The sequence below is a fragment of the Neobacillus niacini genome (genome assembly GCF_030817595.1).
Taxonomy (GTDB): domain Bacteria; phylum Bacillota; class Bacilli; order Bacillales; family Cytobacillaceae; genus Neobacillus; species Neobacillus niacini_G.
The window spans coordinates 2,223,782-2,250,113 of sequence record NZ_JAUSZN010000001.1; the positions used below are offsets into that span (position 1 = coordinate 2,223,782).

Consider the following 26,332-nt stretch of genomic DNA (forward strand, 5'->3'; position numbering starts at 1 on the left):
ACCAACTCATGCCTTTTTAGTTATTACCAAATTATGATCACCGAGCACCAAACGAGCGATGGCAACACGCTGTTGCTGACAAATGTTTTTTATGAAGAGTTATATTATCGATAACTAATGGCTTGTTTTCCCATTTGAATCCATGAATCTTCAAAACTATCTTTTGAAACGGCAGTATAGGGTTGGTCTGCTAATGGGTCATTTATATACACATTATTTTCGTCATAGCCTACTACTAATACACTGTGCTCCCTATAGGAAATTTGAATTTCCCCAGAGGATGTCTGCCATGTAGTAAATTCACTTTCCGGCAGTTGAGAAAATCTAGAATTTGTAATGACCCAAACAGGAGAACCATTGTCTATCATATTATAAACAGAATCAATACTTCCCCCTGTTAATTCTATTATTCTACCCGGTAAATACGTTTCTGCTAAAGCTGCGATTGGGGCATGATACACGCCATATCCAGGATTATCAAACGAATAAATATCCCCCACAAATCCAACGTTTGGATTACCTCTCAATCCATTTGAATCACGGAAAGGAATGGTGGTTATTTCGTTTGCAAGCGTCATTTTGTCTACAGAAACACCAGCATACTGAAGGAGCATCGCTAGACTAGTAACTTCGCAGCCGCGGGGTAACTCAGGCATTTGCTGGATATGGGGAACATCAACTATTTTCCCATTCTGAACCTGACTCACATTTTGAGCATGGTCAACACTCATACTTGTATTATCAGAAGTTAATACATCCGGATTCGAATCGGAAGTAGTCGTAATCTGTTCTTCTTGGTTTGTTACTTCTATTTCACTACTAATTTCAGTAGTAGGTGCAGAATCTGATTTTTGTGCTTCCGCATAATCCACTCCTATGAGTATCCCCATGGCAAGTATTAGGATTAGTATTTTAAATTTCAACGGTTTAATCCCCCTAACTCTATCTTTCCTAACATTTATGTGCATGAATGATTGAATTAGTCTTATTATGGAGGAACATCCTTAAACTTTTCTTAAACATAAAAACACAAAATGTTAATTTAAAAACTCTACTCAAGGGGCCTATGGTAAAATTAATAGATAACCTTTACTAGAAGACCATGGTTGTTTAATATAGAACAGATACTAGTTAAGAATTGTTTAAGGTTTATATTGAACAATTAAAGGGATTGATAGATAAATAGAAAGAGGACGAAAGCTCGGGTTTGAAAGAGTTTACTAGTCTTCTAAACACGAAAGGAAGATACACCATGAAAAGGATTAAATGGTTACTTTTCCTACTTGCTCTCGGGATTAGTACTATTTTGATATTAAAAGACAACGAAACCAAACCGTCTAAAGCAACAGGCATTGAACAGAAAAAAGATGTTCCCTTACCGACCGAACTCCATCCCATCGTAAAGGAACGCAGCGATCAATTAGTACAACAAGCAGCAAAAATAGGAATAGTCGTTTTGATTACTGACGGTTTCCGCAGTATAGAGGAGCAAAACACCATTTATGAACAAGGACGTACAGAAGAGGGCAATATTGTCACAAATGCAAAAGGAGGAGAATCCTATCATAATTATGGGCTCGCGATTGATTTTGCGCTTGAAACTCCTTCAGGAGATGTTGTTTGGGATCGTCAATATGATCGTAATCAAAATGGAAAGTCCGATTGGTCCGAGGTGGTGAAAATAGCTAAGTCACTAGGGTTCGAGTGGGGCGGAGATTGGAAAGACTTTAAAGATTATCCACATTTCCAAATGGATTTTGGACTGACAATTGCCGATTTGCAGAATGGGCAAAGACCCGACGAATCATCTAACGTGGCGGAAAGCAAGTGAAGACAAAGGACTACGGGGACGGCTCTCCCTGCCTTTTTGGCAAGGAGAACCGTCCCCGTGTGTTTTGGTGTTATTTGTGGTCGATAATCGCCCAATAGGCTGGTTTTACATTGTATTCTGGATCAAATACAAATGGTGCATCTTTACCTGATCTAGCTTCCATTTTAGCATATGGTGCATTTGCCAATGTTACAACGTTTCCATCTGCATCATAGTAAACATCTGCACGGTCATTTAACCATGTATGGTTATCGGCAATTCCCCAGAATGTCACATTGCTGATTTTATCGCCCAATTTCTCATATAATTTAAATAAACGATCATATCGGTCTGCTTGATCTATAAATTTCTGTGCTGGAATAGAATCATAGGTAGGATACGCCATTACTGGCCAGCCATACATGCTTACATCAAGCTCAGTAATTTGGTTGTCTAACCCCAGTTCAGCAAACATGTTTATTGTGTCTTCAATTTCTTTTTCAGACGGCCAGCCGATTTGAATGTGAGACTGATGCCCAACACCATCAATTGGAACGCCTTGCTTTTTTAAACTTTTTACTAGGTTGTATAAGTACGTTCTTTTTGGTGTTACTTCTGTATTGTAATCATTGATATAAAGCTTAGCGTCTGGAGCAGCATATTGTCTGGCTGTCTCAAAAGCGACTTTAATATAGTCCGTTCCGGTAATTAGGAACCATGGAGATTGACGTAAACCTTCAGGATGTCCACCCCATTCGTCGATTACTTCATTGACAACGTCCCAAGATTTAATATCATCTTTATAACGAGAAACGACTGTTTTAACATGTGTTTCTAAACGGCTTAATAAAAGCCTTTTGTTAGCCTCAAGATTTGACGGATCTGCAACCACTTGCCTTCCATTTTGCCAAACAACCATTGAATTTCCATTTGCATCTTTGAAGAACCAATCTGGTACTTGGCTATGCCAGACAAGGGTATGACCGCGCATGTCCATTCCATTTTCCTTCGCAAAATTAACAAGTTTATCTGCCGGTTCCCAGTTAAACTGCCCTTCTACTGGCTGTAAACTGCTAGGCTTCATGACATTTTCTGCTACAATGCTATTAAAATGGCGCTTTAACATTTGTGAGTCTTTTGCATCTAATAATTGATTTGGCTCAACCGCTGCACCTATGGTGAACGAATCTTTATATCGTTGGTCCAATTGTGGTGCTGTTAACCCGCTAATACCTGGTTTATTTGAAATATTTGTTTCGGCACTAACTGTCGATCCTATAGGTAATAATAAGGCTAGAGCTAATCCAGAAAGGATAGGTTTACGTAAAACTTTTAGCATGGTTTATTCTCCTTTTTAATAGATTTTTATAATAGTTCTTTTTTCAAGAACTTTCTACCTTTTCTGAATTCATTCTATCTAAAATAACTTTGTTTAAACACCCTACAAAGTAAAGGTTTTACTTTTATTACTAAAGGTGATAACTTTCAATAAAATAGATGTTAGATGAGAGGTAAATAAAAGATACAACACAAAAAAGGCATCATTTAATGAAAATGATGCCTCCAACTTTTCTCCCTTATCATTGACCATTCGAAAGAACATTGATGGTATAGCGGTTAATGCATGCGACCATTATTGACCGCAAATTAAAAATCGATCTTCATTGCAAAATTAGACGAAAAGACCCATTTCGACTATGCCATCAAGTATTTTTCTACTTCCTGTGCAACTTCCCTGCCTTCGTTAATCGCCCAGACGATGAGGCTTTGGCCTCTTCTGGCATCCCCAGCAGCGAACACTCCTTCAACGTTGGTTTTGAACTCACCGTATCTGGCAGCAACCTTTTGGTTGACTGCTTTCACACCAAATTGGCTTAACAGAGGCTGTTCAGTACCTTCAAAGCCAATTGCAATAAATACAAACTGAGCTGGCCAGACTATTTCAGTGCCTGGGATTTCTTTAAAATAATAACGACCTTCTTCATCCTTTAGCTTCTCCATTTGGATGGTGTGAAGTTCTTTAAGATTCCCACTCTCATCGGAAACGATTTTCTTTGTTTGAATCGAGTATTGACGTGGATCATCTCCAAATTTGGCTTCTGCTTCCTTATATGCATAATCCATTGTAAAGATGTTAGGATAAGCTGGCCATAAATTATCTGATGTACGTTGACCAGGCAATTGCGGGTGCTTGCCGAACTGCACGACACTCTTGGCTTTTTGACGAAGCGCAGTTGCCACACAGTCAGCACCTGTGTCCCCGCCGCCAATCACGATGACATCTTTATCTTCTACATTGATAAATTGACCATCCTCAAAGTTCGAGTCTAATAGACTTTTTGTCGTTAGCGTTAAATAATCCATCGCAAAGTGAATTCCCTTGGCTTCACGACCTTCAATCACTAAATCCCTCTGCCTTTGAGCACCTGTACAAAGGATGACCGCATCGAAATGAGTTTGGAGTTCTGCAGTTGTGATATCTTTACCCACTTCTGTATTCGTAACAAAGTCAATACCTTCCTGTGTCAATAAACGAATCCTGCGTTCTACAACTTCTTTTTCAAGCTTCATGTTCGGAATCCCATACATCAGCAAACCACCTGGACGGTCGGCACGCTCATAAACCGTTACAGAGTGGCCGGCTTGATTAAGCTGATCAGCTGCTGCTAAACCAGCAGGACCGGAACCGATAATCGCCACTTTCTTACCTGTCCGTAACCTTGGGATTCTTGGTGTAATCCATCCGTTTTCAAAGCCTTTATCGATGATGGCTTGTTCAATATTTTTAATTGTAACCGCTGGGTCGGAAATGGCTAACGTACATGAACCTTCACATGGTGCCGGACAAACCCTTCCTGTAAACTCAGGAAAATTATTTGTCTTCAACAGCCGATCAAGCGCTTCTTTCCAACGGCCACGATAGACTAGATCATTCCACTCCGGGATCAGGTTGTGAATCGGACACCCTGATGTTGCTCCTTGAATCTCCATTCCGGTATGGCAGAAGGGGATGGAGCAATCCATGCACCGCGCCCCCTGTGTACGTAACTTTTCATCAGAAAAAGGAACTGTATACTCTTTCCAATCATTTAAGCGTGTTAACGGATTTCTTTCTCCCACTTTTTCGCGGGAATATTCCATAAATCCAGTTGGTTTCCCCATTGTTCCTCTCCCCTTTCTTAGCGATTTGCAGCTTCCTGCTGTTTAGTTGATTTTGGTTTTGCAGAGGAGTTCGCTAAAAAGGCGCTCATTACTGCTTCTTCTTCCGATAATCCTGCTAATTTTTGCTCTTCTATCAAATGAATCATTCGTTTATAATCCTTCGGAATGACTTTGACAAATTTTCTAACACACTTTTTCCAGTTTTCTAGAACACAGCTAGCCTTTACACTTTGCGTGTAACGGAAATGGGTTTCGATTAACTGTTTTAGCTCTTCCTGCTCAGCAGCAGTTGATACCGAATCAAATTCAATCAATTCTTGATTACATAAATGCTTAAATACATCCTTGTCTTCTGCTAAAACATAGGCAATTCCGCCGGACATTCCAGCTGCAAAATTTTTGCCGACATCACCTAAAATAACAACACGCCCGCCAGTCATATACTCACAGCCATGGTCGCCAACTCCTTCAACAACCACGTTGACGCCGCTATTCCGAACAGCAAAACGTTCACCGGCACGACCGTTAATATAAGCTTCACCGCTTGTTGCCCCGATAAATGCGACATTTCCCGCGATGACGTTTTCTCCAGAAGCAATCTTCATATGCTCATCTGCTCTGACGATAATTTTCCCGCCCGATAGACCTTTACCAACATAATCGTTCGCGTCCCCTGTAAGATCTAAAGTCATTCCTTTGGGTACAAAGGCACCAAAACTTTGTCCAGCAGAACCGGTAAATCGTAAGGTAATGGTATCCTCCGGTAGCCCTTCTTCTCCGTAGCGTTTGGAAATTTCACTTCCGACGATGGTCCCCGTCACGCGATTGATGTTTGAAATCAAGAAGCTTAGATCAACAGGTGTCCCCTGCTCTAAAGCTGGTTGAACAGCCGGAAGAATGTGTTTAATATCGAGTGATTCGTTAATTCTATGATTTTGTGGATTTTTAAAGGTACGAGGTCCTTCAGGCTTATAAAGTAACGATGTTAAATCCAAATGTTGCGCCTTCCAATGCGCTTTTGCACGGTCACTTACTGTTAAAACATCTGCGCGGCCGACCATTTCCTCAACACTTCTGAAACCAAGCTCAGCCATAAGTTCACGCACTTCCTGGGCAATGAAACGCATAAAGTTTACGATATAATCTGCTTCACCCGTGAACTTTCTGCGAAGCTCAGGGTTTTGAGTGGCAATTCCAACCGGACAGGTATCTAAATGACAAACACGCATCATCACACATCCAAGCACAACTAACGGTGCAGTTGCAAAGCCAAATTCCTCCGCTCCAAGCAAAGCTGCCATCACTACATCTTTACCTGTCATTAATTTTCCGTCTGTTTCAAGCACAACTCGATCACGCAAACCATTCAACATAAGCGTTTGGTGTGCCTCTGCTAATCCAAGTTCCCATGGCAATCCGGCGTGCTGAATGCTCGTTTTTGGCGATGCACCCGTTCCACCATCATAGCCGCTGATGACAATCACATCGGCTACTGCTTTCGCCACTCCTGCAGCAATCGTTCCGACCCCGCCTTTTGAAACAAGCTTAACGCTGATACGAGCATCACGGTTGGCATTTTTCAAATCATGAATCAGCTGCGCCAAATCCTCAATGGAGTATATATCATGGTGCGGCGGCGGTGAAATTAAGCTAACTCCCGGTGTTGCACCGCGAACGTCGGCAACCCATGGATACACCTTCGTACCCATCAACTGGCCACCTTCACCAGGCTTTGCACCTTGTGCCATTTTAATTTGCAGCTCCTCGGCATTGACTAGATAATGACTCTTCACACCAAAACGGCCGGAAGCAACCTGCTTGATTGCACTTCCTCTGTTGTCACCATTTTCATCGATTCCGAATCGGCTTGAATCTTCTCCGCCTTCACCTGAGTTACTTTTTCCACCTAAACGGTTCATGGCAATGGCTAATGTTTCATGTGCTTCCTTACTAATGGATCCAAACGACATTGCACCAGTCTTAAAGCGGCGGACAATTGAATCTACTGACTCTACTTCCTCAATCGGCACAGCTTGTCGTGTTCCACTAAAGGAGAATAGGTTGCGTAAGAAACCAAGCCTTTCCTCATTTGCCTGCGTCGAGTATTTTTTAAATAATTCATAATCCCCATTACGACAAGCCCATTGCAATGTATGAATGGTTCCAGGATTAAAAGCATGGTGTTCACCATCATGTCTCCATTGAAAATTACTGCCTGATTCTAAGGTCTTGTCGGTTGAGCCAACAAAAGCTTCCGCGTGACGCAGTTTTGCTTCCAGGGCAATTGTGTCTAAACCAATCCCACCAAGCTGGGACACTGTTCCAGTGAAGTAGGTGTCGATAACATCAGCGCTGATCCCAACTGCTTCAAAAATTTGTGCACCACGGTAGCTTTGCACCGTAGAAATACCCATTTTTGACATGACCTTCACAACACCTTCAGTCATGGCATAGATATACTTTTTCACCGCCTCTTGATAGGTGAATGGTAATGTTCCTTCCGCAATAGTCTCCTGATAGGTAGCGAACGCAAGGTAAGGATTAATCGCATCAACACCATATCCGAGTAGGACCGCAAAATGGTGAACTTCTCTTACTTCCCCTGTTTCAATAAGGATGCTCGCCTTCGTTCTTAATCCTTCACGAATCAAGTGTTGATGAAGGGTGCTCGCTGCCAATAACGATGGTATTGCAACCTCTTTTTCATTGATATTTCGATCAGACAGGATAATCAAACTTGCTCCGTCTGCAATTGCTTTTTCTGCTTGACGGCATAATTCCTTAAGGCTATTCTCTAAATCATCTGCGAACAGGATGTCGATTACTTTGCTTTTAAATAAATCATTCGTCTTTAAATCTTCCAACTGGCTGTTGGTCAGGATCGGTGTCTCTAACTGAATCCGACGGCTATTTTCTTCCGATGGGTGAAGTAAGTTCCCTTCAGCTCCTAAGTAGGAAATGGTTGAAGTGACGATGGCTTCACGAATGGAGTCAACCGGCGGATTGGTTACTTGGGCAAATAATTGCTTAAAGTAGTTAAACAATGTTTGAGGTCGGTCTGATAAAACAGCAAGCGGCATATCATTCCCCATCGCCCCTAGAGGATCCTTGCCTTCAGTCACAGCTGGAAGGATGTACTTTTGAATATCTTCATACGTATATCCAAAGGCTTTTTGAAGGGTTAGTAAATCAGACCGGCTTTCTCCCTCAACCTCTACTCTCTCTTCCAAGCGAACAAGCTGATCATTTAACCATTGCTGATACGGCTGTTGACTCGCCAACTGTGATTTAATTTCCTCATCCGAAATAATTCGACCTTCTTCTAAATCAATCAAAAGCATTTTTCCAGGGCGAAGACGCTCTTTGTATAATACCTTTTCCGGTTCAACGTCGATGACTCCAACCTCAGATGAAAAAATAATGTAATCATCTTCTGTAACATAATAACGAGCCGGACGCAGTCCATTGCGATCCAAAATAGCACCAATTTGTTTACCGTCAGTAAAAGATATAGCAGACGGTCCATCCCAGGGCTCCATTAACGTACTGTGAAATTCATAAAAAGCTCGTTTTTCCTCTGTGATATGAGGATTTTCAGACCATGGCTCTGGGACAAGCATCATCGCTGCGTGTGCTGGCTTTCGGCCGGCAAGAACTAAAAATTCAAGCGCATTGTCTAAGATCGATGAATCACTTCCATCTGTATCAAGGATTGGCAGGATTTTTTCCAAATCCGTTCCAAATGCCTCTGACACAAATTGACTTTCACGCGCCTTCATCCAGTGAATATTTCCCTGAAGTGTATTAATTTCGCCATTATGAATTAAATAACGGTTAGGATGTGCTCTTTCCCAGCTCGGAAATGTATTAGTACTAAAGCGAGAATGCACTAAAGCAAACGCAGAGACAAAATTCTCATTCTGCAAATCTAAATAGAACTGATCTACTTGTTCAGGCGTTAACAGTCCTTTGTAAACGATCGTTCTGCTAGAAAGACTAGCAAAGTAAAAACGATATTCTGATTCCTTTGCCCATTTTTCTGAAAGTTTGCGAATCACGTATAATTTCCGTTCAAACGCTAATGAGTCAGTACTTTTTTCGTTATCACCAACAAACAACTGGCGAATGACAGGACAGCTATCCTGTGCGGTTACCCCGATAGGTTCTGGATTGACTGGGACTGTTCTCCAGCCAAGAACCGTTTGACCCTCTTGTTCGACCATTTTATTGATATAGCTTTCAATTTCTTCCCGTTCACGATCATCCTTAGAGAAAAACAGCATCCCCACACCGTATTTCCCTTTCTCAGGTAAGTTTATTTCTGGACATTCTTGGCGGAAAAATTGGTCTGGAATTTGAACCATAAGTCCGGCGCCATCGCCTGTAAGCGGGTCACTTCCCTGTCCGCCGCGATGATCCAATTGACAAAGCATCTTAAGTCCTTTTGCCACAATATCATGTGTGGCGTTTCCTTTTATGTGAGCATACAAGCCGATCCCGCAGGCATCATGTTCAAATTCTGGACGGTAGAGACCTTGTGCTTTTGGTAGTTGATGATACGTCATTTCAAATCTCTCCCTGTTAGTGTAATTGTCGAAATATTTATATCCACTATTCTAGGTTTTCTTATTTATACAAACAATATATAATTTATATCAAACCAATCTAATTCTTATATAAATGAAAGAAGGAATAACAATGGAGCTTCGTCAATTACGTTATTTAATCGAAGTGGCGGAACGGCAGCATGTTACAGAGGCAGCTGATCATCTTAACGTGGCACAATCAGCCGTTAGCTATCAAATTACCAAACTAGAAGAGGAGCTAGGGGTTAAGTTATTAGAAAGAGTGGGCAGGAACATTAAGATTACACCGATTGGTAAAATTTTTCTGCAATTTGCGATTAGTGCTTTAAAAACATTAGATGAAGGAAAGGAAAAAGTAGAAGAATATCTTAATCCACTAGGAGGAACGCTGCATATTGGATATCCTTCAAGTCTCTCCATCTATTGGCTACCAAATCTTATTTCGGCTTATAAGGAAGTGGCGCCTAATGTTAATTTCCGTTTGCGGCATGGCTCCTATGCCTACTTAATCGATGCGGTTAAAAAAGGTGAAATCGATTTGGCCTTTCTCGGCCCTGTTCCTATGAAGGAACCTGATCTCGAGGCAAAGATTTTATTTATGGAAAACATCGTGGCATTGATTCCTGAGCGTCACCCCTTGGCTGATAAAAGAAGTTTGAATTTAAGTGACTTGCGGACAGATCCATTCGTCTTATTTCCTGATGGATATGTCCTACGAAAAATTGCTGTAGATGCCTGTCATGAGGCTGGCTTTGAACCGAACATTGTGTCCGAAGGGGAAGATATGGATGCACTTAAAGGACTGGTATCTGCGGGAATTGGGGTTAGCCTTTTACCTGAGAGTACTTTTTATGACTCTGTTCCCAGGTTCACCGTCAAAGTACCGATTGAAGCACCAAAAGCCATGCGTTCAGTTGGGATTATTATCCCCAAACATAGGGATATCGGACCTTCCGAAAAGAATTTCTATCAGTTTCTAATCCAATTTTTTAACCGGTTGGACCAATACAAATAGTGTATGTTTAGTAAAAATGACTCTCTGCTAAGCTTAATTGGCAATAAAACAACCAATTTACTTAAGCTCCGGTTAATCCATAATGTACATGGGAATTATAAACAGTGTTCGTGAATTTTTAATTTAGAAAGGAGATAAATACATGCCTCAAGGAGCTACTGAAACAAGCACCTTAAAAGTTGGTGATCTGGCACCGGATTTCACGTTGGAAGCCCATGGCGGCTGCAGAGTGACGTTGAGTGAATTCCGCGGATCCAAAAATGTATTTCTTTGTTTTTATCCTCTAGATTGGACCCCAGTTTGAGGTGCGCAAATGCCTTCATACGAGGATGATCTACCTCGTTTTGAAGATTTTGATACCCAGGTCCTGGGTATTTCAGTCGACAGTGTTCACAGTCATGATGCATGGGCAAAATCAATTGGTGGAATATCTTATCCGCTTTGTTCCGATTTCTATCCACATGGAGAAGTTTCGGAGAAATATGGCGTTCTTCGTAAAAACAAAAGCGAACCGGCATATGGAGCATCAGAGCGCGCACTCTTTATCATCGATAAAGATGGAATCGTTCAATGGATTGATGTTCATCCACTAGATAAACAGCCTGATAACGAAGAGTTGTTTGATGTTTTACGGAAACTTTAAATCGAATATTGTTAGCAGAATATAAGGAGATTGTGTATGGAACTCTCAAGAAAAGCTATCCCTTATACACCCAGTACCAAACCACTGCATGAAATGACCATTATGATTGTTTCTACTTCTGGTGTTCATCTAAAGGATCAAGAAGCCTTTAACACGGATCCCTCTGTAGGAGATGTAACTTTCCGTATCATTCCGGGAGATGTTGATGCAAAGGATTTAACAGTCACTCACGCTGCTCCAAAGGAGCATTATAATACAGATGCCCCGAAAGAAGATATCAACTGCGTTTTTCCTATTGACCGATTGCGGGAAATGGTAGACGATGGAGACCTAGGCGGAGTGGCCGAGAAACATATGACCATGATGGGATATTCCATGAGATTAAATATAATTAACAAGGAAACCATTCCTGCGCTAGTAAAAGAAGTGGTTCGTTCCAAAGCGGACGCGGTCCTTTTAACAGCCGGCTGACCGCTCTGTCATCGCACTGTAGTTACAGTGCAGCGCGGCATTGAATCCCAGGGAATTCCAACAGTATTAATCACGTTGGATGTAGAGCAATCCAGTTTGATGAGGCCACCGCGAGCTATTCATCCAGTTGGGTTCGAATTCGGACACTCCCTAGGAAAGCCTCATGATAAAACTACACAAATGAAAGTACTAATGGCAGCACTGGCAGAACTTAATGAAAGACAAGAGCCTGGAAATATACATGATGTACATTTTCCATCTTACTAAGAATTAAGAAAGGGACGGCTTTACTGCCGTCCCTGTTTCTTCTGATTTTGGTCATCCTAAACCCACTATGATGACCACTTCTATCATTTTTCTTTTGATGGTCATCATCATTAAACCGGATAAACAGGATGTTTTCGTTCTGAAAAAATGAGGTATTTAGAGGAATAAGCCTCAAAACGATTGACTAACTCTTTACGTAATGAGTTTGCCGGTATGATACCGTCAATGACCATTTCGGAAGCCAAATTATAAATATCAATATCCTCTTTATATTCCTCGCGTTTTTGTTCAATAAATGCGGCACGCTCTTCTTCTGGCAGCGCAGCAATTTTATTCGCATACACGGCATTAACAGCTGCTTCTGGTCCCATAACGGCAATGGATGCAGAAGGTAAAGCAAGACAGGCATCCGGTTCAAATGCAGGACCAGCCATCGCATAAAGACCAGCGCCATATGCTTTCCGTACGATAACAGAGATTTTTGGAACACTCGCTTCAGACATCGCGGAAATCATTTTCGCCCCATGGCGAATGATTCCTGCCCGCTCTACCTTTGTACCAATCATAAATCCAGGCACATCAACTAAAAACAATAGAGGTATATGGAACGCATCGCAAAGATTAATAAATTTTGCGGCCTTATCGGCTGAATCGTGGAACAATACCCCGCCTTTAACTCGAGGCTGATTGGCAATGATTCCAACAGATTTCCCGTCCATTCGGGCAAGTCCGGTTATCAGTTCGCCAGCAAAGAGTTTCTTAATTTCAAAGAAGGAGCCTTCATCAATAATCCCATTGATTAAGTCTAGCATATTAAAAGGGGAATTCTGATTAGCCGGAATTAACTCTTCTAATGGTTTCTTCAATTCTTTAGGTGCCACTGCCTCACGAACTGGCGGTTTCTCTGAGAAATTGGCAGGAAAATAAGATAGATAATTTCTAGCCATAGAGATAGCTTCCTCTTCATTTTTTGCCAGAACATCACCGCAGCCTGAAACTGAACAATGCATGCGAGCGCCGCCCATTTCCTCCAAAGTTACATTTTCGCCAATAACCATTTCAGCCATCCTTGGTGAACCCAAGTACATGGATGCATTTTTATCAACCATAATAACAATGTCACAAAAAGCTGGAATGTACGCTCCGCCAGCAGCAGATGGTCCAAACAGAATACAAATCTGAGGAATTTTCCCTGAAAGCTTTACTTGATTGTAAAAAATTCTTCCTGCACCACGACGCCCCGGGAACATTTCCACCTGATCCGTTATCCGCGCTCCAGCTGAATCTACCAAGTATAATAATGGCACTCGCAGCTTTTCAGCTGTTTCTTGGATTCGAATGATTTTTTCAACCGTCCTAGCTCCCCAAGAACCAGCTTTGATGGTTGAATCGTTGGCCATTACACAGACCTGCTGGCCATTAATCTTGCCCATACCTGTCACAACTCCGTCTGCAGGAAGATCTCCCGCCATACAGTTTGCAAATAGACCATCCTCTAGTTCAAGGCCAGAATCAAATAATAATGATAAACGATCGCGGACGAACAACTTTCCCTGTTCTTGGTTTTTTTCATGATATTTAGGAGGTCCACCCTTTTTAATTTGTTCGACTCGATCATTTAACGTTTGTTGGAGAGGTTTCATTTCCACAGTCATATTTCCTCCTCGATTCATCTATATTCTTATTCTCCAATATAATTTGGAGTTCGTTTCTCTTTAAAAGCCTGTAATCCTTCTAAACGATCTTTAGTTGGGATTGTCACTTCATAGGCATTCTGCTCAATGGCAAGGCCCGTGTTTAGGTCAACATCATAGCCTTTATCGATTGCGAACTTTGCTTGTGCTACGGCAATTGGGCCATTCCGAACAATTTGTCCGGCAATTTCTAATGCTTTATCTAGTAAACTGGCAGAAGTGACCTTATATTCTACTAATCCAATCTCAAGTGCTTCAGCGGCATCAATTCTTCTAGCAGTGAAAATGAGTTCTTTGGCACGTCCCTTTCCTACTAATCTTGGTAACCGCTGCGTTCCGCCTGCACCAGGAATAATCCCTAATGATGTTTCCGTAAGACCAAGCTTCGCAGTTTCAGAGGCAATGCGTATATCACAAGCGAGCGCTAGTTCAGTACCCCCGCCAAAAGCAACACCGTTTACAGCGGCTATAACCGGTTGGGGTAATGATTCTAAAGAGTTGATATTATCGCGGATCAAGGAAACCGTCTTCCTTACCTGAACCGCATCCATTCCAGCTCTTTCTTTTAAATCAGCCCCAGCACAAAAAGCTTTCTCCCCTGCCCCGGTAATCACGATACAGCGGACTGATCGATCATATTTACATGTAAGAAGTGCGTCGTGGAGACCCTCTAACATCTCTATTGATAAGGCATTTGCAGCTTCCGGCCTATTTAACGTAATCATCACAATTCCGTTATCCAGCTTGTTAACTATTATTGTTTTACTCAAGATTTCACCTTCCCTCAAACGGTCTTTCCAAGTTTTCCACCCATTCCAGAGCTGGCTGCTTGAAAACTTTTACTAGGTAAAGTTCTGCCGATCTTTTCCTGAATAAATTGCGACGCATGAAGTAACTTATTCTGATCGACTCCAGTGTGAATGCCCATCCCGTGAAGCATATAGAGTAAATCATCTGTCGCTACGTTCCCCGATGCTCCAGGCGCATATGGGCATCCACCTAAGCCGCCAAGAGAGGAATCAAAAATGGTAATCCCCATCTCTAATGAAACTAGGATATTGGCCAAAGCTGATCCCCTTGTATCGTGAAAATGCATGGCTAATTTATCTGCAGGAAATCTTTTCAATAAAACCTCCAAAACTTCTTGAACTTGCTTTGGATTTGCGACACCGATCGTATCTCCGAGAGACAGCTCTGCAATCCCCATTTCAAATAATCTATCGGAAACTCGTATGACACTGTCAATATCAACATGGCCTTCATAAGGGCAGCCAAAAACGGTCGAAACATAACCTCTGCTGATTTTCCCTGCTGAAATGGTTTCTCTGACCAAGTCTCGTAATACCGGGAAAGTCTGATCGATACTTTTATTGATATTTTTTAGATTATGAGTTTCACTAGCTGACATAAATACAGCTACTTCATCGATGTTCGCTTGAAAGGCACGTTCCAAACCATAAAGGTTTGGAACGAGTGCTGTATAGGTGACATCAGGCACTTTGGTAATGCCAGTTGCTACCGCAGTGGCATCTGAAAGTGCAGGAATCCATTTCGGATTAACAAAAGAGGTAATCTCAATATGTTTTAGTCCACTTTCTGACAATTGATTAATCCACGTGATTTTATCTTCCGTTGAGATAAAGGTCTTTTCATTTTGTAAACCATCACGAGGACCAACCTCTTTAATGGTTACACCTTTCGGCCACTTCATCGATCCATCTCCTTTCCACCTTGCCAAGGATTATTCGACAACTACAATGACGTCACCTTCATTTACAAATTCGCCCTCAGCCACTTTTACTTCTTTTACCGTTCCATCGAATTCAGCGGCAATTGGAATTTCCATTTTCATCGATTCCAAAATGACAACGTCCTGACCTTCTTCAACTTGATCTCCAACTTGAACTAATACCTTCCATACACTTCCTGCCATACTTGCAATGATTTCACTCATGATTTTTCCTCCTATTTTACCTTGTTAGTTTTATTCGTTTTTAAGTACTTGCTGACGAAGTCTGTTGTCGTATCACCAGAATGGAATGCCGAATGCGCAACAACTTCTTGCAGCATAGGAATGTTTGTTTTAATTCCTTCAATATGATAATCTGCCAATGCAGTTTGCAGGCGATTGATTGCTTCTTCACGAGTACTGCCTTTTATAACAAGCTTTGCAATCATTGGATCATAAAAAGGGGTGACAACGGACTGACCGTGAATGGCTAATTCATGCCGAACTCCCGGTCCGTTCGGCAGCTCCAATTTGGTTATTTTTCCAGGTGAAGGGAAAAATGTTTTAGGATCTTCTGCATAGATTCTAACCTCAATGGCATGGCCCTCACGCTTTACCTCTCCCTGAGAAAAATTCAATGGTTTGCCTGCAGCAATTTGTAATTGTTGTTCGACTAAGTCTAATCCCGTAATTTCTTCTGTAACCGGGTGCTCCACTTGCAAACGAGTATTCATTTCAAGAAAGTAGAAGTTTTGTTCTTCATCCACTAAAAACTCGATCGTGCCTGCATTTTTATACCCAATAGATTTTGCCGCTTTGACTGCAGCCTCACCCATCTTGGCACGTGTTTCTTCAGTTATAAAGGATGACGGGGCTTCCTCCACAACTTTTTGGTGACGACGCTGAATGGAACACTCACGTTCCCATAGGTAAACGGTATTTCCAAAACCGTCAGCTAAGATTTGAATCTCAACATGTCTTGGATTTGCAACAAATTTTTCAATATACATCGACCCATCGCCAAAGAAATCAGTAGCCCGCTTTTGGTTTCCAGCAAAAGCTTTTCGAATTTCATCACCATTCTGGACCACCTGCATTCCAATTCCCCCGCCTCCCGCGGAGGCTTTCAGCATCACAGGGTAACCGATGCGATCTGCCACTTCTACCGCTTCCTCTGCATCTGACAGCGGGTAGGTAATCCCTGGTACAACAGGAACACCTGCTTCCTCCATCACTTTGCGTGATTCAATCTTACTCCCCATTTTCGAAATAACCTTTGGAGAGGGTCCGATGAATATAAGACCAGCTTCTTCACAACGGCGGGCAAATTCAGCATTTTCAGAAAGCAGGCCATATCCAGGGTGGATTGCCTCCGCTCCTGAAGCTTGAGCGACCTCTAGTATCTTATTAATATTTAAATAGCTTTCTGCTACCCGGGACCCGCCGATTAAATAGGCCTCATCCGCTAATTTCACATGTGGCGCGTCCGCGTCAGCTTCTGAGTATACTCCAATCGTTGTTATACCTAAGGCTTTGCATGTACGGATTACACGAACAGCAATTTCGCCGCGATTAGCAATTAACACCTTTTTGAACATGCCTCTCCACCCTTTCTCGCGCTTCTATCAATATCAATACTCGTAAGCTTTATTACAAAGATATGTAAAAATTTAATGATTTATTTTTTCAACGATCTTAAACTGATAATCTTGTAAATGGAACCAGTCATTTGCCGGGCCTGTTCCTGACAAATGACCAGCCTGCATATTACCTTTTAACGGACGCTCTTTCAGCAACAATTTTTTGTATTTGTGCAACCGTTGCTGGGTCTTCTAGTCCAGTAATATCACCTTGGACCTTTCCGGATATAACGATTTCCTTTAATAAACGACGCATGATTTTCCCGCTGACTGTTTTCGGCAGCATATCTGTAAAAATAATCGATTTGGGAGCTGCAATCTTACCAATTTGTTGAATGATTTGAGCATTTATTTGTTGTTTTAGTTCTTCTGTACCCTCATAGCCATCCGCGAGACGGACAAATACAAGCGGAACCTCACCTTTAATTTCATCAGGAATTCCAATAATGGCGGTTTCAGAAACGCCTGAACATTCTAGTACAGCGCTCTCCATCTCCATAGTACTTAGACGATGTCCTGCGACATTAAACGCATCATCGGAACGGCCAACAACCCATAAGTAACCATCAGCATCGATTAATGCCAGGTCACTGGCATAATAACAGCCGTCCACTTGGCTGAAATATGAGGCGTAATAACGCTCAGGTTCTTTCCAAAGTGTCCTGCAAAGCATAGGAAATGGTTTTCGAATCACTAGATTTCCTAACCTTCCAGGCTGAACTGGCTTGCCTTCTTCATCAACAACATCCATAACAGCACCTAAAAAGGCAGTACCTGCAGCACCCGGCTTCATCGGCGTCAGCCAAGCTGCTCCAGCTATAGGCGACCCCGCTGTTTCGGTTTGACCCCACGTATTATTGATATAGACTTTCTTCTTCCCTAACACATCATATGTCCAGTACCAGGTTTCCGGATCGAATGGTTCTCCAACAAGGGAAATGACATCGAGACAAGACAAATCAAATTTCTCCAATACCTTATCTCCCATACTTTTTAACATTCTTAAAGCGGTTGGAGCAGTAAACAGTTTATTTACCCTGTATTTTTCAATGATTTGATAAAAGCGGTCCTTTGTTGGATAATCAACAGACCCTTCATAGACAACCGTAGTTACTCCATTGGCTAAGGAACCTGTAATTCCCCAAATATGCATGGTTAACCAGCCGATATCCGCGGTACACCAGAACACATCGTCATGACGGTGATCCATATGATACTTGGCATATATGTAGTTCTGAATGACAAAAGCCATACCTGAATGTACGACACCTTTTGGTTTACCGGTAGTACCACTTGTATAAAATACAATACCGCTCTCATTTGCTTCTAATCTCTCAGGTTCACAAACAATGCTTGCAGCTTTTGTCTGTTCATGCCACCAGTAATCTCGGCCTTCTTTCATTTGAACCTCTGTGCCTAATCTATCTACGACAATGACCGCTTCAATAGAAGGAATAGATGGTACAACATGATCGACTTTTTCTTTCAAAGGAATCAAGTTACCCCGACGCTTTGTTGCGTCCGCCGTAATCAATACTTTCGGTTCAAAATTGATTAATCGGTCCGTCAGCGATTTTTCGGAATAACCTGAGAAAATCGTATTGTATATAGCGCCAATTCGAAAACAAGCCAAAACAGAAATAATGGCTTCCGCCAGATTTGGAAGAAAAATAGCGACACAATCACCTTTTTTTACCCCAAATGATTTAAGAACATTCGCAAATCGATTTACTTCTGCAAGAAGCATATTATACGTGTAAAATTTGCTGTCCCCGCTCTCACCCTCCCAAATAAGAGCGGTTCGGTTTCCAGCACCATTTTCGATATGCCGATCAAGTAAATTTACACTCGGATTACTAATGCCGCCGGTAAAAAAGCGAAAATCAGGAAGTTCCCCACTAATGGTTTCTTTCCATGGTTCATACCAAACAAGTTCGCGGGCTGTTTGATCCCAGAATGCCGCAGGATCGTCTTTGGATTGTTTAAGAAGTTCTTGAAAAGCTTCATTACTTCCAATGGAGGTTGAACGCACTTTTTCTTCTGCTGGATAAATGAGTTTACTATTTGAAACGACTTGTAAAATTCCACTGATATCCATGTCAGGGCTCCTTTAACAATGATATTTATTATTTAACATCCAATTTGTTTAGCAATGACCATTCGTTGAACTTCAGATGTGCCTTCACCAATTTCCAAGAGTTTCGCATCACGGAAGAATCGCTCAACTTGATATTCCTTCATATATCCATATCCGCCATGAATTTGAACCGCTTGGTCACATGCACGCATGCAGATTTCCGAAGCAAATAACTTTGCAAATGCGGCTTCCTTCTTAAATACTCGCCCTTGATCCTTTAACCAGGCTGCTTTGAAAACCATATTCCGGGCTAATTCAATATTCATTGCCATATCAGCGAGCTTAAATTGGATAGCCTGGAAGTTGGATAAACTTTTTCCGAACTGTTTTCTCTCTTTTGCATATTGAAGAGATTTTTCATACGCACCTTGAGCAATACCTACCGCCATGGCGCCAATTCCAATCCTTCCACCATCAAGGGTAGCTAAAAATTGTTTGTAACCGTTTCCAATTGTGCCTAGCAAATTTTCCTTTGGAACTCTTACATTTTCCATGATTAGTTCTGTCGTATTCGAAGCATGCAAACCCATTTTTTCGTAGTTGTCAATTACAGTGAATCCTGGAGCATTCGTAGGAACGATAAATGCGGTGATACCGTTAATCCCTTTTGAGCGGTCTGTTACCGCCGTTACTGCCAGGTGCTTCGCGTAGCTTGCGTTTGTGATGAAACATTTAGAGCCGTTAATGACCCACTCATCTCCATCAAGAACTGCTGTTGTTTGCGTTCCCCCTGCATCGGAGCCTGCATTTGGTTCCGTCAATCCAAATGCTCCGAAGGATTCTCCAGTACAAATGGGTGCTAAGTATTTTTCCTTTTGCTCGTGGGTTCCGAATAAATTTAGCGGCGCCCCGCCTAATGAAATATGTGCTGAATATGTAATACCTGTGGATGCACACACGCGGCTAAGTTCTTCAACGACGATTGCAAAGCTAGTTGTATCTGCCTCTCCGCCCCCATATTGCTCCGGGAATGGGAGACCCATAATCCCTAGCTCCGATAATTTTGAAAAGATTTCCTTAGGGAAAGCCCCTGTTCGATCACGTTCATCTGCCCCTGGTGCAACCTCTGCATCGGCGAAATCTCGAATTAAATCGCGAATCATCTCTTGTTCTTTCGTTAAATCAAAATTCATTTATCTACAACTCCTTTCAATTCCTGATTGTTTTTAGTAAAAAAATATAAAAACAAACTTATAAACTTACTATTCTATGTACAGCCCCCCTTTCAATACTGTCTAAATTTTCTTATAATCAGAATATAACGATTAGCATTATTATGCTATGTACGTTTTCATGAATATAGTTGTAATAAATTTGTGACTTTTACACAAAAACATTAAATGGACCGAAATGTAATAGAATTCAATTTCATAGAGGAAGAGTGATGAACGATGCAAGATACATTAACTCATCGGCAGCTAAAGTCCTTAATCCATGTGTCCAACGTTATAAATTCAAAATTAGATATTAATACCATTTTTGAATCCATCATGAGTGAAACAATATCCGTGGTTGAAGCTGCTGGGGGCGGCTCGATATGGATTTTTGACAAAAACCAGAATCGACTGATCGCGAAATCAGCGCAAGGATTATTCTATCCACATATTTTTAGGCAAATTAAACTTGTTAGCGGTGAATCCATGACAGGGATGGCTTTTGCAGCAAAAAAATGTCTCATTTTTTGGGATGAGGGGGAAGTTAAACAGGCACTGTCTACATTAACCCCATATAATAGAGATTTATTAGATCAGGCGATTCCGAGTAATTTCCACTTTACCTCGGTCATTTCTTCCCCTATTTTACAAAAGGGAAAATGTATTGGGGTCATTACATTAGACTCGTTTGAACAGTCTTTGCAGTTTAAACAAGAGGATATTCATTTATTAGAAGCGATTGGTCACCAAGCTGCTGTTGCCTTGGAAAGATCCAAATTATTTTTTGAAAAAGAAAAAATGGTTCACACACTTTCCCATTCCATTGAAATACATAGAAACTTAGCGAATCTTGTTGTGAATGGAGAAGGTATTCAATCGATTTTGAATTATATACATAATACAATTGGACAGCACCTGTTTCTCTTTGATGAAATAGGAGAATTAAGGGCTTCCGCATGTCATTCCTCATTTTCTGGTGAAATGACCGAATATATGAAAGCGTATGCAAAACAAATTATCCTAACACTAGAAAACTCACATACTGTTTCCGAGATAACATTAATAGACGATACATATCAATTAGTTGTTTTACCGCTTGGATCTAAGCAAAAGTCTCTTGGTGGTCTAATCATCCTTTCTCATCAAAAAGTTAGTAATGTGGATATCGCCGCTCTTGAACATGCATGTACGGTCATTTCCCTTGAACTAGTAAAAGAGCAAGCCGTATTTGATACACAGCAGCGTTTAAGAGGCGAATTCGTGACCAAGCTTTTTTCAGGACAGATTGATGAGCTGCTGATTCAGAAAGCAAAAAATTTAAATTTTGACCCTAACTGGAACTACGTGGCGATTATTATTAATTTTAAAGATAAGTCCAATGAGCAAAAAGTTTTTGGCGACCCCGTTATCAGAAATTTACTCCATATGACCAATAGAACATTACTTGGGAGGAACCTTCAAGTAACGGCGGTAAGGGATAAAAATCAAATCGTTGCTCTTATTTCCTTGCATTCAAAAGTTTCATCTAGCAATATTGTTGCTGAAATAAAGGAACTCTCAAAAAAGTTACAGCAGGAGATTAATCATAAATATAGTGAGATAGATACATCCATAGGTATTGGAAGAATGAAGCAAGGGCTTACTCTTATCCATGAGTCATTTGTAGAAGCAACCAAATGCATAAAATTCCTCAAAATCTATTCTTTTGAAGATAGAGTCATAAGTTATACAGATCTTGGGGTCCAGAGGTTTATTTTACAAAATTCAAAGGAAGAATTGATCGATTTTATCCAAGAAGTATTAGGTCCTCTTATTCAATACGAACAATCTAGAAAAGGAGAATTGTTAAGCACGCTTGTTGTTTATTTAGACCAGAATCAAAACATCCGGAAAACGGCAGATTGTTTGCATATTCATACTAATACTCTAAGCTATCGTTTAAAGCGCATTGAGGAGATTCTAGTAACGAATTTGAATGATAGTCATTCCTTATTTAATATTCATTTAGCCATCAATATTTATCAGTTTATAAAAGATAAAGATTCGTTACAGAAAAACAAAAGTTAATTACTAGAAACAGGATTAAAAGCCCATCTATCTAAAAGGTAAAATTAGGTAAAATGGTCCGAAACGAAATGATAGACAAGTTCAATTTATCCATTTTTCTAAATATAGTGATTTTTCAGTGTAATCAACAGTCTTTCCTTGGTAATATACTAAATAACTACCATTTATTTCTACATCCGAAATAATAAAATGGCAGCTATTACATATTAGGGGGAAAATCTATGAAAAAGTTTTCAAAGGCTGTTATTCCAGCCGCCATGGCATTAACCATGGCACTTTCAACCACCGCCTTGGCTGGACCTCAATCAAATCCAAACGGACCCTATATTGAGGGAGAACAAAATATCTCTTTATCAAGCTACATGTCCAATGAGGAACTAACCAAAACGCTGCAGAAACTAGAGGCCTCTTCTAAAGGGAAAATGAAGTTAGAAGTTGTCGGATATTCTAACCATACATTAGATGGTTATAAAACCGAAGCAGATAAAGGAGATCCTCTGTATGTTGTTAAATTCGGTGATGCGGATCCAAACAAAAAAAGGATCTTAATTACAACACAAATCCATGGAAACGAACAAATTGGAACAGAAGCTGCCATTGATATTATTCAAAAGCTATCAAGCGGCGGACAGGAAATTGATGAAATACTAGATAAAGTTTCTATTTGGATTATGCCTAGAATTAATCCAGAAGGATCAGATAATACATTTGAAGGAAAATGGTACCCTACTCGTTATACACACCAGACCTGGCTTCCAGAAAATATAGCCCTGCCTTCAGGTACTGTAGCGCCTTGGTACTATAATGCAGATGGTAGTGAAAGAGGTCAAGCAAATGAAGGCCGTGTGGTGTATGGTATCCCTGGTTACGACCAGAACAGAGACTACAATCCGAATTTGGATTTTAGGGTAGAAAAAGAAGACAAAAATAAAGTTTCAGCATTTTTAAATAGCAAAGCAACAAATAACAGCAATTATGGTGGTTTCTATGTAACAGCCGAAGCACGTACGGTGACAAAGGTTTTCCAAGAATTTAAACCGGATGTTTTTGTTGATGTACACCACCGTGGATTTAATACACTTTCTGATGAGGATAACAGATCCGTTCCAGTCCAAGTGGCGGCAGTTGTAGCCGATCCATACACCGATCCTTTCTCAGGTAAACAATATGAAGTGGACGAAGAGGTATTAAAGCTTGGCAAACAGGTTAATGCACTAGCCAATCTTGCTCTTCAAAGAGGAAACTCACATTATGGCGCAGTGCAAAAATATCCTGATGTTAACCTTCCAGGGACAGCACTTGGAGCGTTTGCTTTAAATGATGCAGCCATCATGCTGATTGAAATTAAAGGACAAAGCCAGACACTCGGGCAAAAACAGGCTGGCATGCTGAAGGAAACAGTAAAAGTTCCATTATTTGAGGTATTCAAAGGGCTTGCGGACGGATCCATTCATGATGTGGATACGGCAATTTATGATGCGATTCCAGAATCAACGAACAGAATTGAAGACCCTTCAACTAGGGATTAATAGATTTTGATAATAAGAATATAGTCTGAGGCTGACCTATTGGGTCAGCCTTTTTTCCCTTACATTACATTTCAAATGTGCAAATTAAATCCGTTTCCTCTAATATATTTAAACTTTCTATCTCTTTAATCACTTGAACATTTCTTGGGAGAAGTATGAGCGCACTATTTACAACAGTAATCTCATATTCGATTTCACAGACAGCTGGTACTTGCCCAATAATCTTTTGAGCCAGGTCAAAAGGTACTTCAATTTGTGCGATTTTGTGACCGTTGGAAACACCATCTTCGTTAGACAGAGCTTGTTTTTTACTTAGAATATGAATTTCTCCAACTTGAACAACTTTTCCCTCATCATTCTTGGAATCATATGTACGAGCAAAAATAATAACTTCCTGCCGTTTCATGAATACAATCACCTCCATTATTTAACAATTCATCATCATTATATGTTCTTGATTAAGAACAATCAAGCGAAACATCCCCTTTTAATTTGAAATAAAACTCTCTCGTATGCAAGTGAATACTAAAAGGGAATGATACTAAGGTTGAAAAAAAATCATTACGGGAAGGAAGATCTTAAGTGGCAGATATGACTCTTTTTATTAAAGAAGCAACAAGTATGCTACCCATTCAAACATTAGAAACCGTCCTTATGCAAATGGATGGAGTCGAAAGAGCCTTGGTTGATACAGAGGATGGTGAGGTGAAAATATCTTACAATGAAAATCAGGTTGCTCAGGAGAAAATTATCAATAGGATTCAAGAGCATGGATTACACCTACTAGAATAGAGGGTTTATTCTTAAAAAGGCAAAACCGTCACATTATAAGTAAACGGTTTTGCCTGTTATAACAACTCCTATATTCTTATAGAACCTCTCCATTACTTTCAATCACTTTTTTATACCAATGGAATGATTCTTTTCGTTTTCTTTCCATTGTACCACTGCCATCATCGTTCTTGTCGACGTAAATAAATCCATAGCGCTTGGACATTTCACCAGTAGACATACTCACTAAGTCTATACAACCCCATGCAGTATAACCCATGAGTTCCACACCATCTTCGATTGCCTCCCCTATTGCCCGCACATGTTCACGGAGGTAATCAATTCGGTAGTCATCATTGATGGAGCCGTCCTCCTCCATTTGATCATACGCCCCAAAGCCATTTTCAACGACAAATAGCGGTACCTGATATCTTCCATAAAGCTTGTTTAAGCTGATCCGCAAACCAACAGGATCAATCTCCCAGCCCCAGTCACTAGCCTTAAGGAATGGGTTTTTCACTCCGCCAACTATATTTCCTTGTGCCTTTTCCTCGTCAGACTTTTCCTTTTTATCTGTACGGGACATATAATAACTCAATCCAATATAATCAACTGTTCCTTCTTTTATTACATCCAAATCACCATCATGAATTTCTAGTTCGATATTTTTCTCTTTAAAGAAGCGCTTAATGAAAGCTGGATATTCACCTCGCACATGGACATCAGCACAGAAATAGTTAAACAATTCCTCTTCTTTTAAGGCATATAAAACGTTTTCCGGATTGCAATCATAAGAATATACAGGTGCAAAAAGAATCATGCAGCCAATTTTTGCACCAGGATTGATTTGCTTACAGGCTTTTACAGCTATCCCACTAGCAACAAATTGATGATGAAAGGCCTGGAATGTCTCCTGGTAACGACTTTCTTCATTCTGAGGAGAAAAGCCCATACTCATAATTGGCATCTTCAAGGCACCATTAATTTCATTGAAGGTCATCCAATATTTTACTTTATCTTTATAACGTTTAAGAATGACATTTGCATATTTTTCAAAGAAAGAAACAACCTGTCGATTTCTCCAGCCCCCATATTCTTTTACTAAGTGCAGCGGCATTTCATAGTGAGAAATGGTAACTACAGGTTCAATCCCATGCTTCAATAATTCATCAAAAACCTCGTCGTAAAATGCCAAGCCCTTCTCATTTGGTTCGGGCTCATCACCATTCGGAAAAATTCTTGTCCAAGCTATGGACATCCGAAACACTTTAAAACCCATTTCGGCAAATAGGGCGATATCTTCTTTGTAACGATGATAAAAATCTATAGCTTCATGATTTGGATACGTGTATTTCTCGTGATTGATTTCAAAGTTAAAACCAGCAGACATTAAAATGTTAAGGCGCTCTTTTCCTCCCGGTAGAACATCGGCAATATTTAATCCCTTATTCCCTTCTTTAAATCCACCTTCTATCTGGTTTGCTGCGGTTGCACCACCCCATAAGAAACCTTCAGGAAATACCTTTTGTTTAGAATTCAATCTTTTAATCCTCCATTCGGGTTACTGTAATTTAAAATAGATAACATTCAATGCTTTTATTTGGAGGTTTGAATAAACCACCATTACCCACTTTTTAACTTGCTCTGTTTTTCCTTA

Annotated in this window: 21 protein-coding genes; 8 read left to right on the forward strand and 13 right to left on the reverse strand. The window is 40.7% G+C overall.

Annotated features, from left to right (window positions below):
• Positions 1-104 precede the first annotated feature (104 nt).
• A complete protein-coding gene (locus tag QFZ31_RS10790) occupies positions 105-923 on the reverse strand; it encodes a C39 family peptidase (RefSeq protein ID WP_307302979.1) in 819 nt (272 codons plus the stop codon).
• A gap of 329 nt (positions 924-1,252) precedes the next feature.
• Between QFZ31_RS10790 and QFZ31_RS10795 the strand changes: the two genes are divergently transcribed.
• Positions 1,253-1,831, forward strand: coding sequence for a M15 family metallopeptidase (locus QFZ31_RS10795; RefSeq protein ID WP_307302980.1), 579 nt, complete (start codon positions 1,253-1,255; stop codon positions 1,829-1,831).
• 70 nt (positions 1,832-1,901) lie between these two features.
• Here the strand turns inward: QFZ31_RS10795 and QFZ31_RS10800 are convergent, their stop codons facing one another.
• The 3 genes from QFZ31_RS10800 to gltB form a co-directional block, all read right to left on the reverse strand.
• Positions 1,902-3,149, reverse strand: coding sequence for an endo-1,4-beta-xylanase (locus QFZ31_RS10800; protein WP_307302981.1), 1,248 nt, complete (start codon positions 3,147-3,149; stop codon positions 1,902-1,904).
• Positions 3,150-3,505: 356 nt separating this feature from the next.
• Positions 3,506-4,972, reverse strand: a complete 1,467-nt coding sequence (gene gltD, locus QFZ31_RS10805) for a glutamate synthase small subunit (RefSeq protein WP_307302982.1) — start codon at positions 4,970-4,972, stop codon at positions 3,506-3,508.
• Between the two features lie 17 nt (positions 4,973-4,989).
• Entirely contained in the window at positions 4,990-9,537 is a 4,548-nt protein-coding gene (gltB, locus tag QFZ31_RS10810) for a glutamate synthase large subunit (protein ID WP_307302983.1), read from the reverse strand.
• A 133-nt stretch (positions 9,538-9,670) separates the two neighbouring features.
• Between gltB and QFZ31_RS10815 the strand changes: the two genes are divergently transcribed.
• The 4 genes from QFZ31_RS10815 (at position 9,671) to QFZ31_RS10830 (ending at position 11,954) form a co-directional block, all read left to right on the forward strand.
• Complete coding sequence (locus QFZ31_RS10815) at positions 9,671-10,573, forward strand: LysR family transcriptional regulator (protein WP_307302984.1); 903 nt, start codon at positions 9,671-9,673, stop codon at positions 10,571-10,573.
• 142 nt (positions 10,574-10,715) lie between these two features.
• Complete coding sequence (locus QFZ31_RS10820; RefSeq protein ID WP_307302985.1) at positions 10,716-11,216, forward strand: redoxin domain-containing protein; 501 nt, start codon at positions 10,716-10,718, stop codon at positions 11,214-11,216.
• A 36-nt stretch (positions 11,217-11,252) separates the two neighbouring features.
• A complete protein-coding gene (locus QFZ31_RS10825) occupies positions 11,253-11,687 on the forward strand; it encodes a glycine/sarcosine/betaine reductase selenoprotein B family protein (RefSeq protein ID WP_307302986.1) in 435 nt (144 codons plus the stop codon).
• A gap of 96 nt (positions 11,688-11,783) precedes the next feature.
• Positions 11,784-11,954 (forward strand): hypothetical protein, encoded by a 171-nt coding sequence (locus QFZ31_RS10830; RefSeq protein ID WP_307302987.1) that lies wholly within the window; start codon positions 11,784-11,786, stop codon positions 11,952-11,954.
• A gap of 110 nt (positions 11,955-12,064) precedes the next feature.
• On the opposite strand, the gene QFZ31_RS10835 is transcribed toward QFZ31_RS10830, so the two are convergent.
• The 7 genes from QFZ31_RS10835 to QFZ31_RS10865 all read right to left on the reverse strand — a co-directional run bounded on the left by QFZ31_RS10835 (position 12,065) and on the right by QFZ31_RS10865 (position 20,287).
• The gene (locus QFZ31_RS10835; RefSeq protein WP_373459913.1) at positions 12,065-13,597 is read right to left on the reverse strand and encodes an acyl-CoA carboxylase subunit beta; all 1,533 of its coding nucleotides are present in this window, start codon (positions 13,595-13,597) and stop codon (positions 12,065-12,067) included.
• Between the two features lie 38 nt (positions 13,598-13,635).
• Positions 13,636-14,418: an enoyl-CoA hydratase gene (locus QFZ31_RS10840; protein WP_307302989.1), complete on the reverse strand. Its 783-nt coding sequence runs from the start codon at positions 14,416-14,418 to the stop codon at positions 13,636-13,638.
• A 14-nt stretch (positions 14,419-14,432) separates the two neighbouring features.
• Positions 14,433-15,359, reverse strand: a complete 927-nt coding sequence (locus QFZ31_RS10845) for a hydroxymethylglutaryl-CoA lyase (protein WP_307302990.1) — start codon at positions 15,357-15,359, stop codon at positions 14,433-14,435.
• Between the two features lie 30 nt (positions 15,360-15,389).
• On the reverse strand, positions 15,390-15,602 hold the full coding sequence (locus QFZ31_RS10850) for an acetyl-CoA carboxylase biotin carboxyl carrier protein subunit (protein ID WP_283864750.1): 213 nt from the start codon (positions 15,600-15,602) through the stop codon (positions 15,390-15,392).
• Between the two features lie 11 nt (positions 15,603-15,613).
• Positions 15,614-16,975 carry an acetyl-CoA carboxylase biotin carboxylase subunit gene (locus QFZ31_RS10855; protein ID WP_307302991.1) on the reverse strand — a complete coding sequence of 454 codons (1,362 nt, stop codon included), beginning with the start codon at positions 16,973-16,975 and terminating at the stop codon, positions 15,614-15,616.
• Between the two features lie 169 nt (positions 16,976-17,144).
• Positions 17,145-19,115 (reverse strand): acetate--CoA ligase, encoded by a 1,971-nt coding sequence (locus QFZ31_RS10860; protein ID WP_307302992.1) that lies wholly within the window; start codon positions 19,113-19,115, stop codon positions 17,145-17,147.
• 32 nt (positions 19,116-19,147) lie between these two features.
• Positions 19,148-20,287 (reverse strand): acyl-CoA dehydrogenase, encoded by a 1,140-nt coding sequence (locus tag QFZ31_RS10865; protein WP_306073017.1) that lies wholly within the window; start codon positions 20,285-20,287, stop codon positions 19,148-19,150.
• Between the two features lie 258 nt (positions 20,288-20,545).
• On the opposite strand from QFZ31_RS10865, the gene QFZ31_RS10870 reads away from it, so the two are divergent.
• A complete protein-coding gene (locus QFZ31_RS10870; protein ID WP_307302993.1) occupies positions 20,546-22,375 on the forward strand; it encodes a helix-turn-helix domain-containing protein in 1,830 nt (609 codons plus the stop codon).
• A gap of 221 nt (positions 22,376-22,596) precedes the next feature.
• On the forward strand, positions 22,597-23,904 hold the full coding sequence (locus QFZ31_RS10875) for a M14 family zinc carboxypeptidase (protein ID WP_307302994.1): 1,308 nt from the start codon (positions 22,597-22,599) through the stop codon (positions 23,902-23,904).
• A 64-nt stretch (positions 23,905-23,968) separates the two neighbouring features.
• Here QFZ31_RS10875 and QFZ31_RS10880 read toward each other — a convergent pair whose 3' ends face one another.
• Positions 23,969-24,310 carry a hypothetical protein gene (locus tag QFZ31_RS10880; RefSeq protein WP_307302995.1) on the reverse strand — a complete coding sequence of 114 codons (342 nt, stop codon included), beginning with the start codon at positions 24,308-24,310 and terminating at the stop codon, positions 23,969-23,971.
• 185 nt (positions 24,311-24,495) lie between these two features.
• Here QFZ31_RS10880 and QFZ31_RS10885 point away from each other — a divergent pair, with 185 nt between their 5' ends.
• Positions 24,496-24,696, forward strand: coding sequence for a heavy-metal-associated domain-containing protein (locus QFZ31_RS10885; RefSeq protein WP_306073316.1), 201 nt, complete (start codon positions 24,496-24,498; stop codon positions 24,694-24,696).
• Between the two features lie 76 nt (positions 24,697-24,772).
• Here the strand turns inward: QFZ31_RS10885 and QFZ31_RS10890 are convergent, their stop codons facing one another.
• On the reverse strand, positions 24,773-26,215 hold the full coding sequence (locus QFZ31_RS10890; protein ID WP_307302996.1) for a glycoside hydrolase family 1 protein: 1,443 nt from the start codon (positions 26,213-26,215) through the stop codon (positions 24,773-24,775).
• Between the last annotated feature and the right edge of the window lie 117 nt (positions 26,216-26,332).

Bases quoted from the DNA above. Each gene is read 5' to 3' on its own strand.
- QFZ31_RS10795 (WP_307302980.1), top strand. From the start codon at position 1,253: ATGAAAAGGATTAAATGGTTACTTTTCCTACTTGCTCTCGGGATTAGT.
- QFZ31_RS10800 (WP_307302981.1), bottom strand. From the start codon at position 3,149: ATGCTAAAAGTTTTACGTAAACCTATCCTTTCTGGATTAGCTCTAGCC.
- gltD (WP_307302982.1), bottom strand. From the start codon at position 4,972: ATGGGGAAACCAACTGGATTTATGGAATATTCCCGCGAAAAAGTGGGA.
- gltB (WP_307302983.1), bottom strand. From the start codon at position 9,537: ATGACGTATCATCAACTACCAAAAGCACAAGGTCTCTACCGTCCAGAA.
- QFZ31_RS10815 (WP_307302984.1), top strand. From the start codon at position 9,671: ATGGAGCTTCGTCAATTACGTTATTTAATCGAAGTGGCGGAACGGCAG.
- QFZ31_RS10825 (WP_307302986.1), top strand. From the start codon at position 11,253: ATGGAACTCTCAAGAAAAGCTATCCCTTATACACCCAGTACCAAACCA.
- QFZ31_RS10835 (WP_373459913.1), bottom strand. From the start codon at position 13,597: ATGAAACCTCTCCAACAAACGTTAAATGATCGAGTCGAACAAATTAAA.
- QFZ31_RS10845 (WP_307302990.1), bottom strand. From the start codon at position 15,359: ATGAAGTGGCCGAAAGGTGTAACCATTAAAGAGGTTGGTCCTCGTGAT.
- QFZ31_RS10850 (WP_283864750.1), bottom strand. From the start codon at position 15,602: ATGAGTGAAATCATTGCAAGTATGGCAGGAAGTGTATGGAAGGTATTA.
- QFZ31_RS10855 (WP_307302991.1), bottom strand. From the start codon at position 16,975: ATGTTCAAAAAGGTGTTAATTGCTAATCGCGGCGAAATTGCTGTTCGT.
- QFZ31_RS10860 (WP_307302992.1), bottom strand. From the start codon at position 19,115: ATGGATATCAGTGGAATTTTACAAGTCGTTTCAAATAGTAAACTCATT.
- QFZ31_RS10865 (WP_306073017.1), bottom strand. From the start codon at position 20,287: ATGAATTTTGATTTAACGAAAGAACAAGAGATGATTCGCGATTTAATT.
- QFZ31_RS10870 (WP_307302993.1), top strand. From the start codon at position 20,546: ATGCAAGATACATTAACTCATCGGCAGCTAAAGTCCTTAATCCATGTG.
- QFZ31_RS10875 (WP_307302994.1), top strand. From the start codon at position 22,597: ATGAAAAAGTTTTCAAAGGCTGTTATTCCAGCCGCCATGGCATTAACC.
- QFZ31_RS10880 (WP_307302995.1), bottom strand. From the start codon at position 24,310: ATGAAACGGCAGGAAGTTATTATTTTTGCTCGTACATATGATTCCAAG.
- QFZ31_RS10885 (WP_306073316.1), top strand. From the start codon at position 24,496: ATGACTCTTTTTATTAAAGAAGCAACAAGTATGCTACCCATTCAAACA.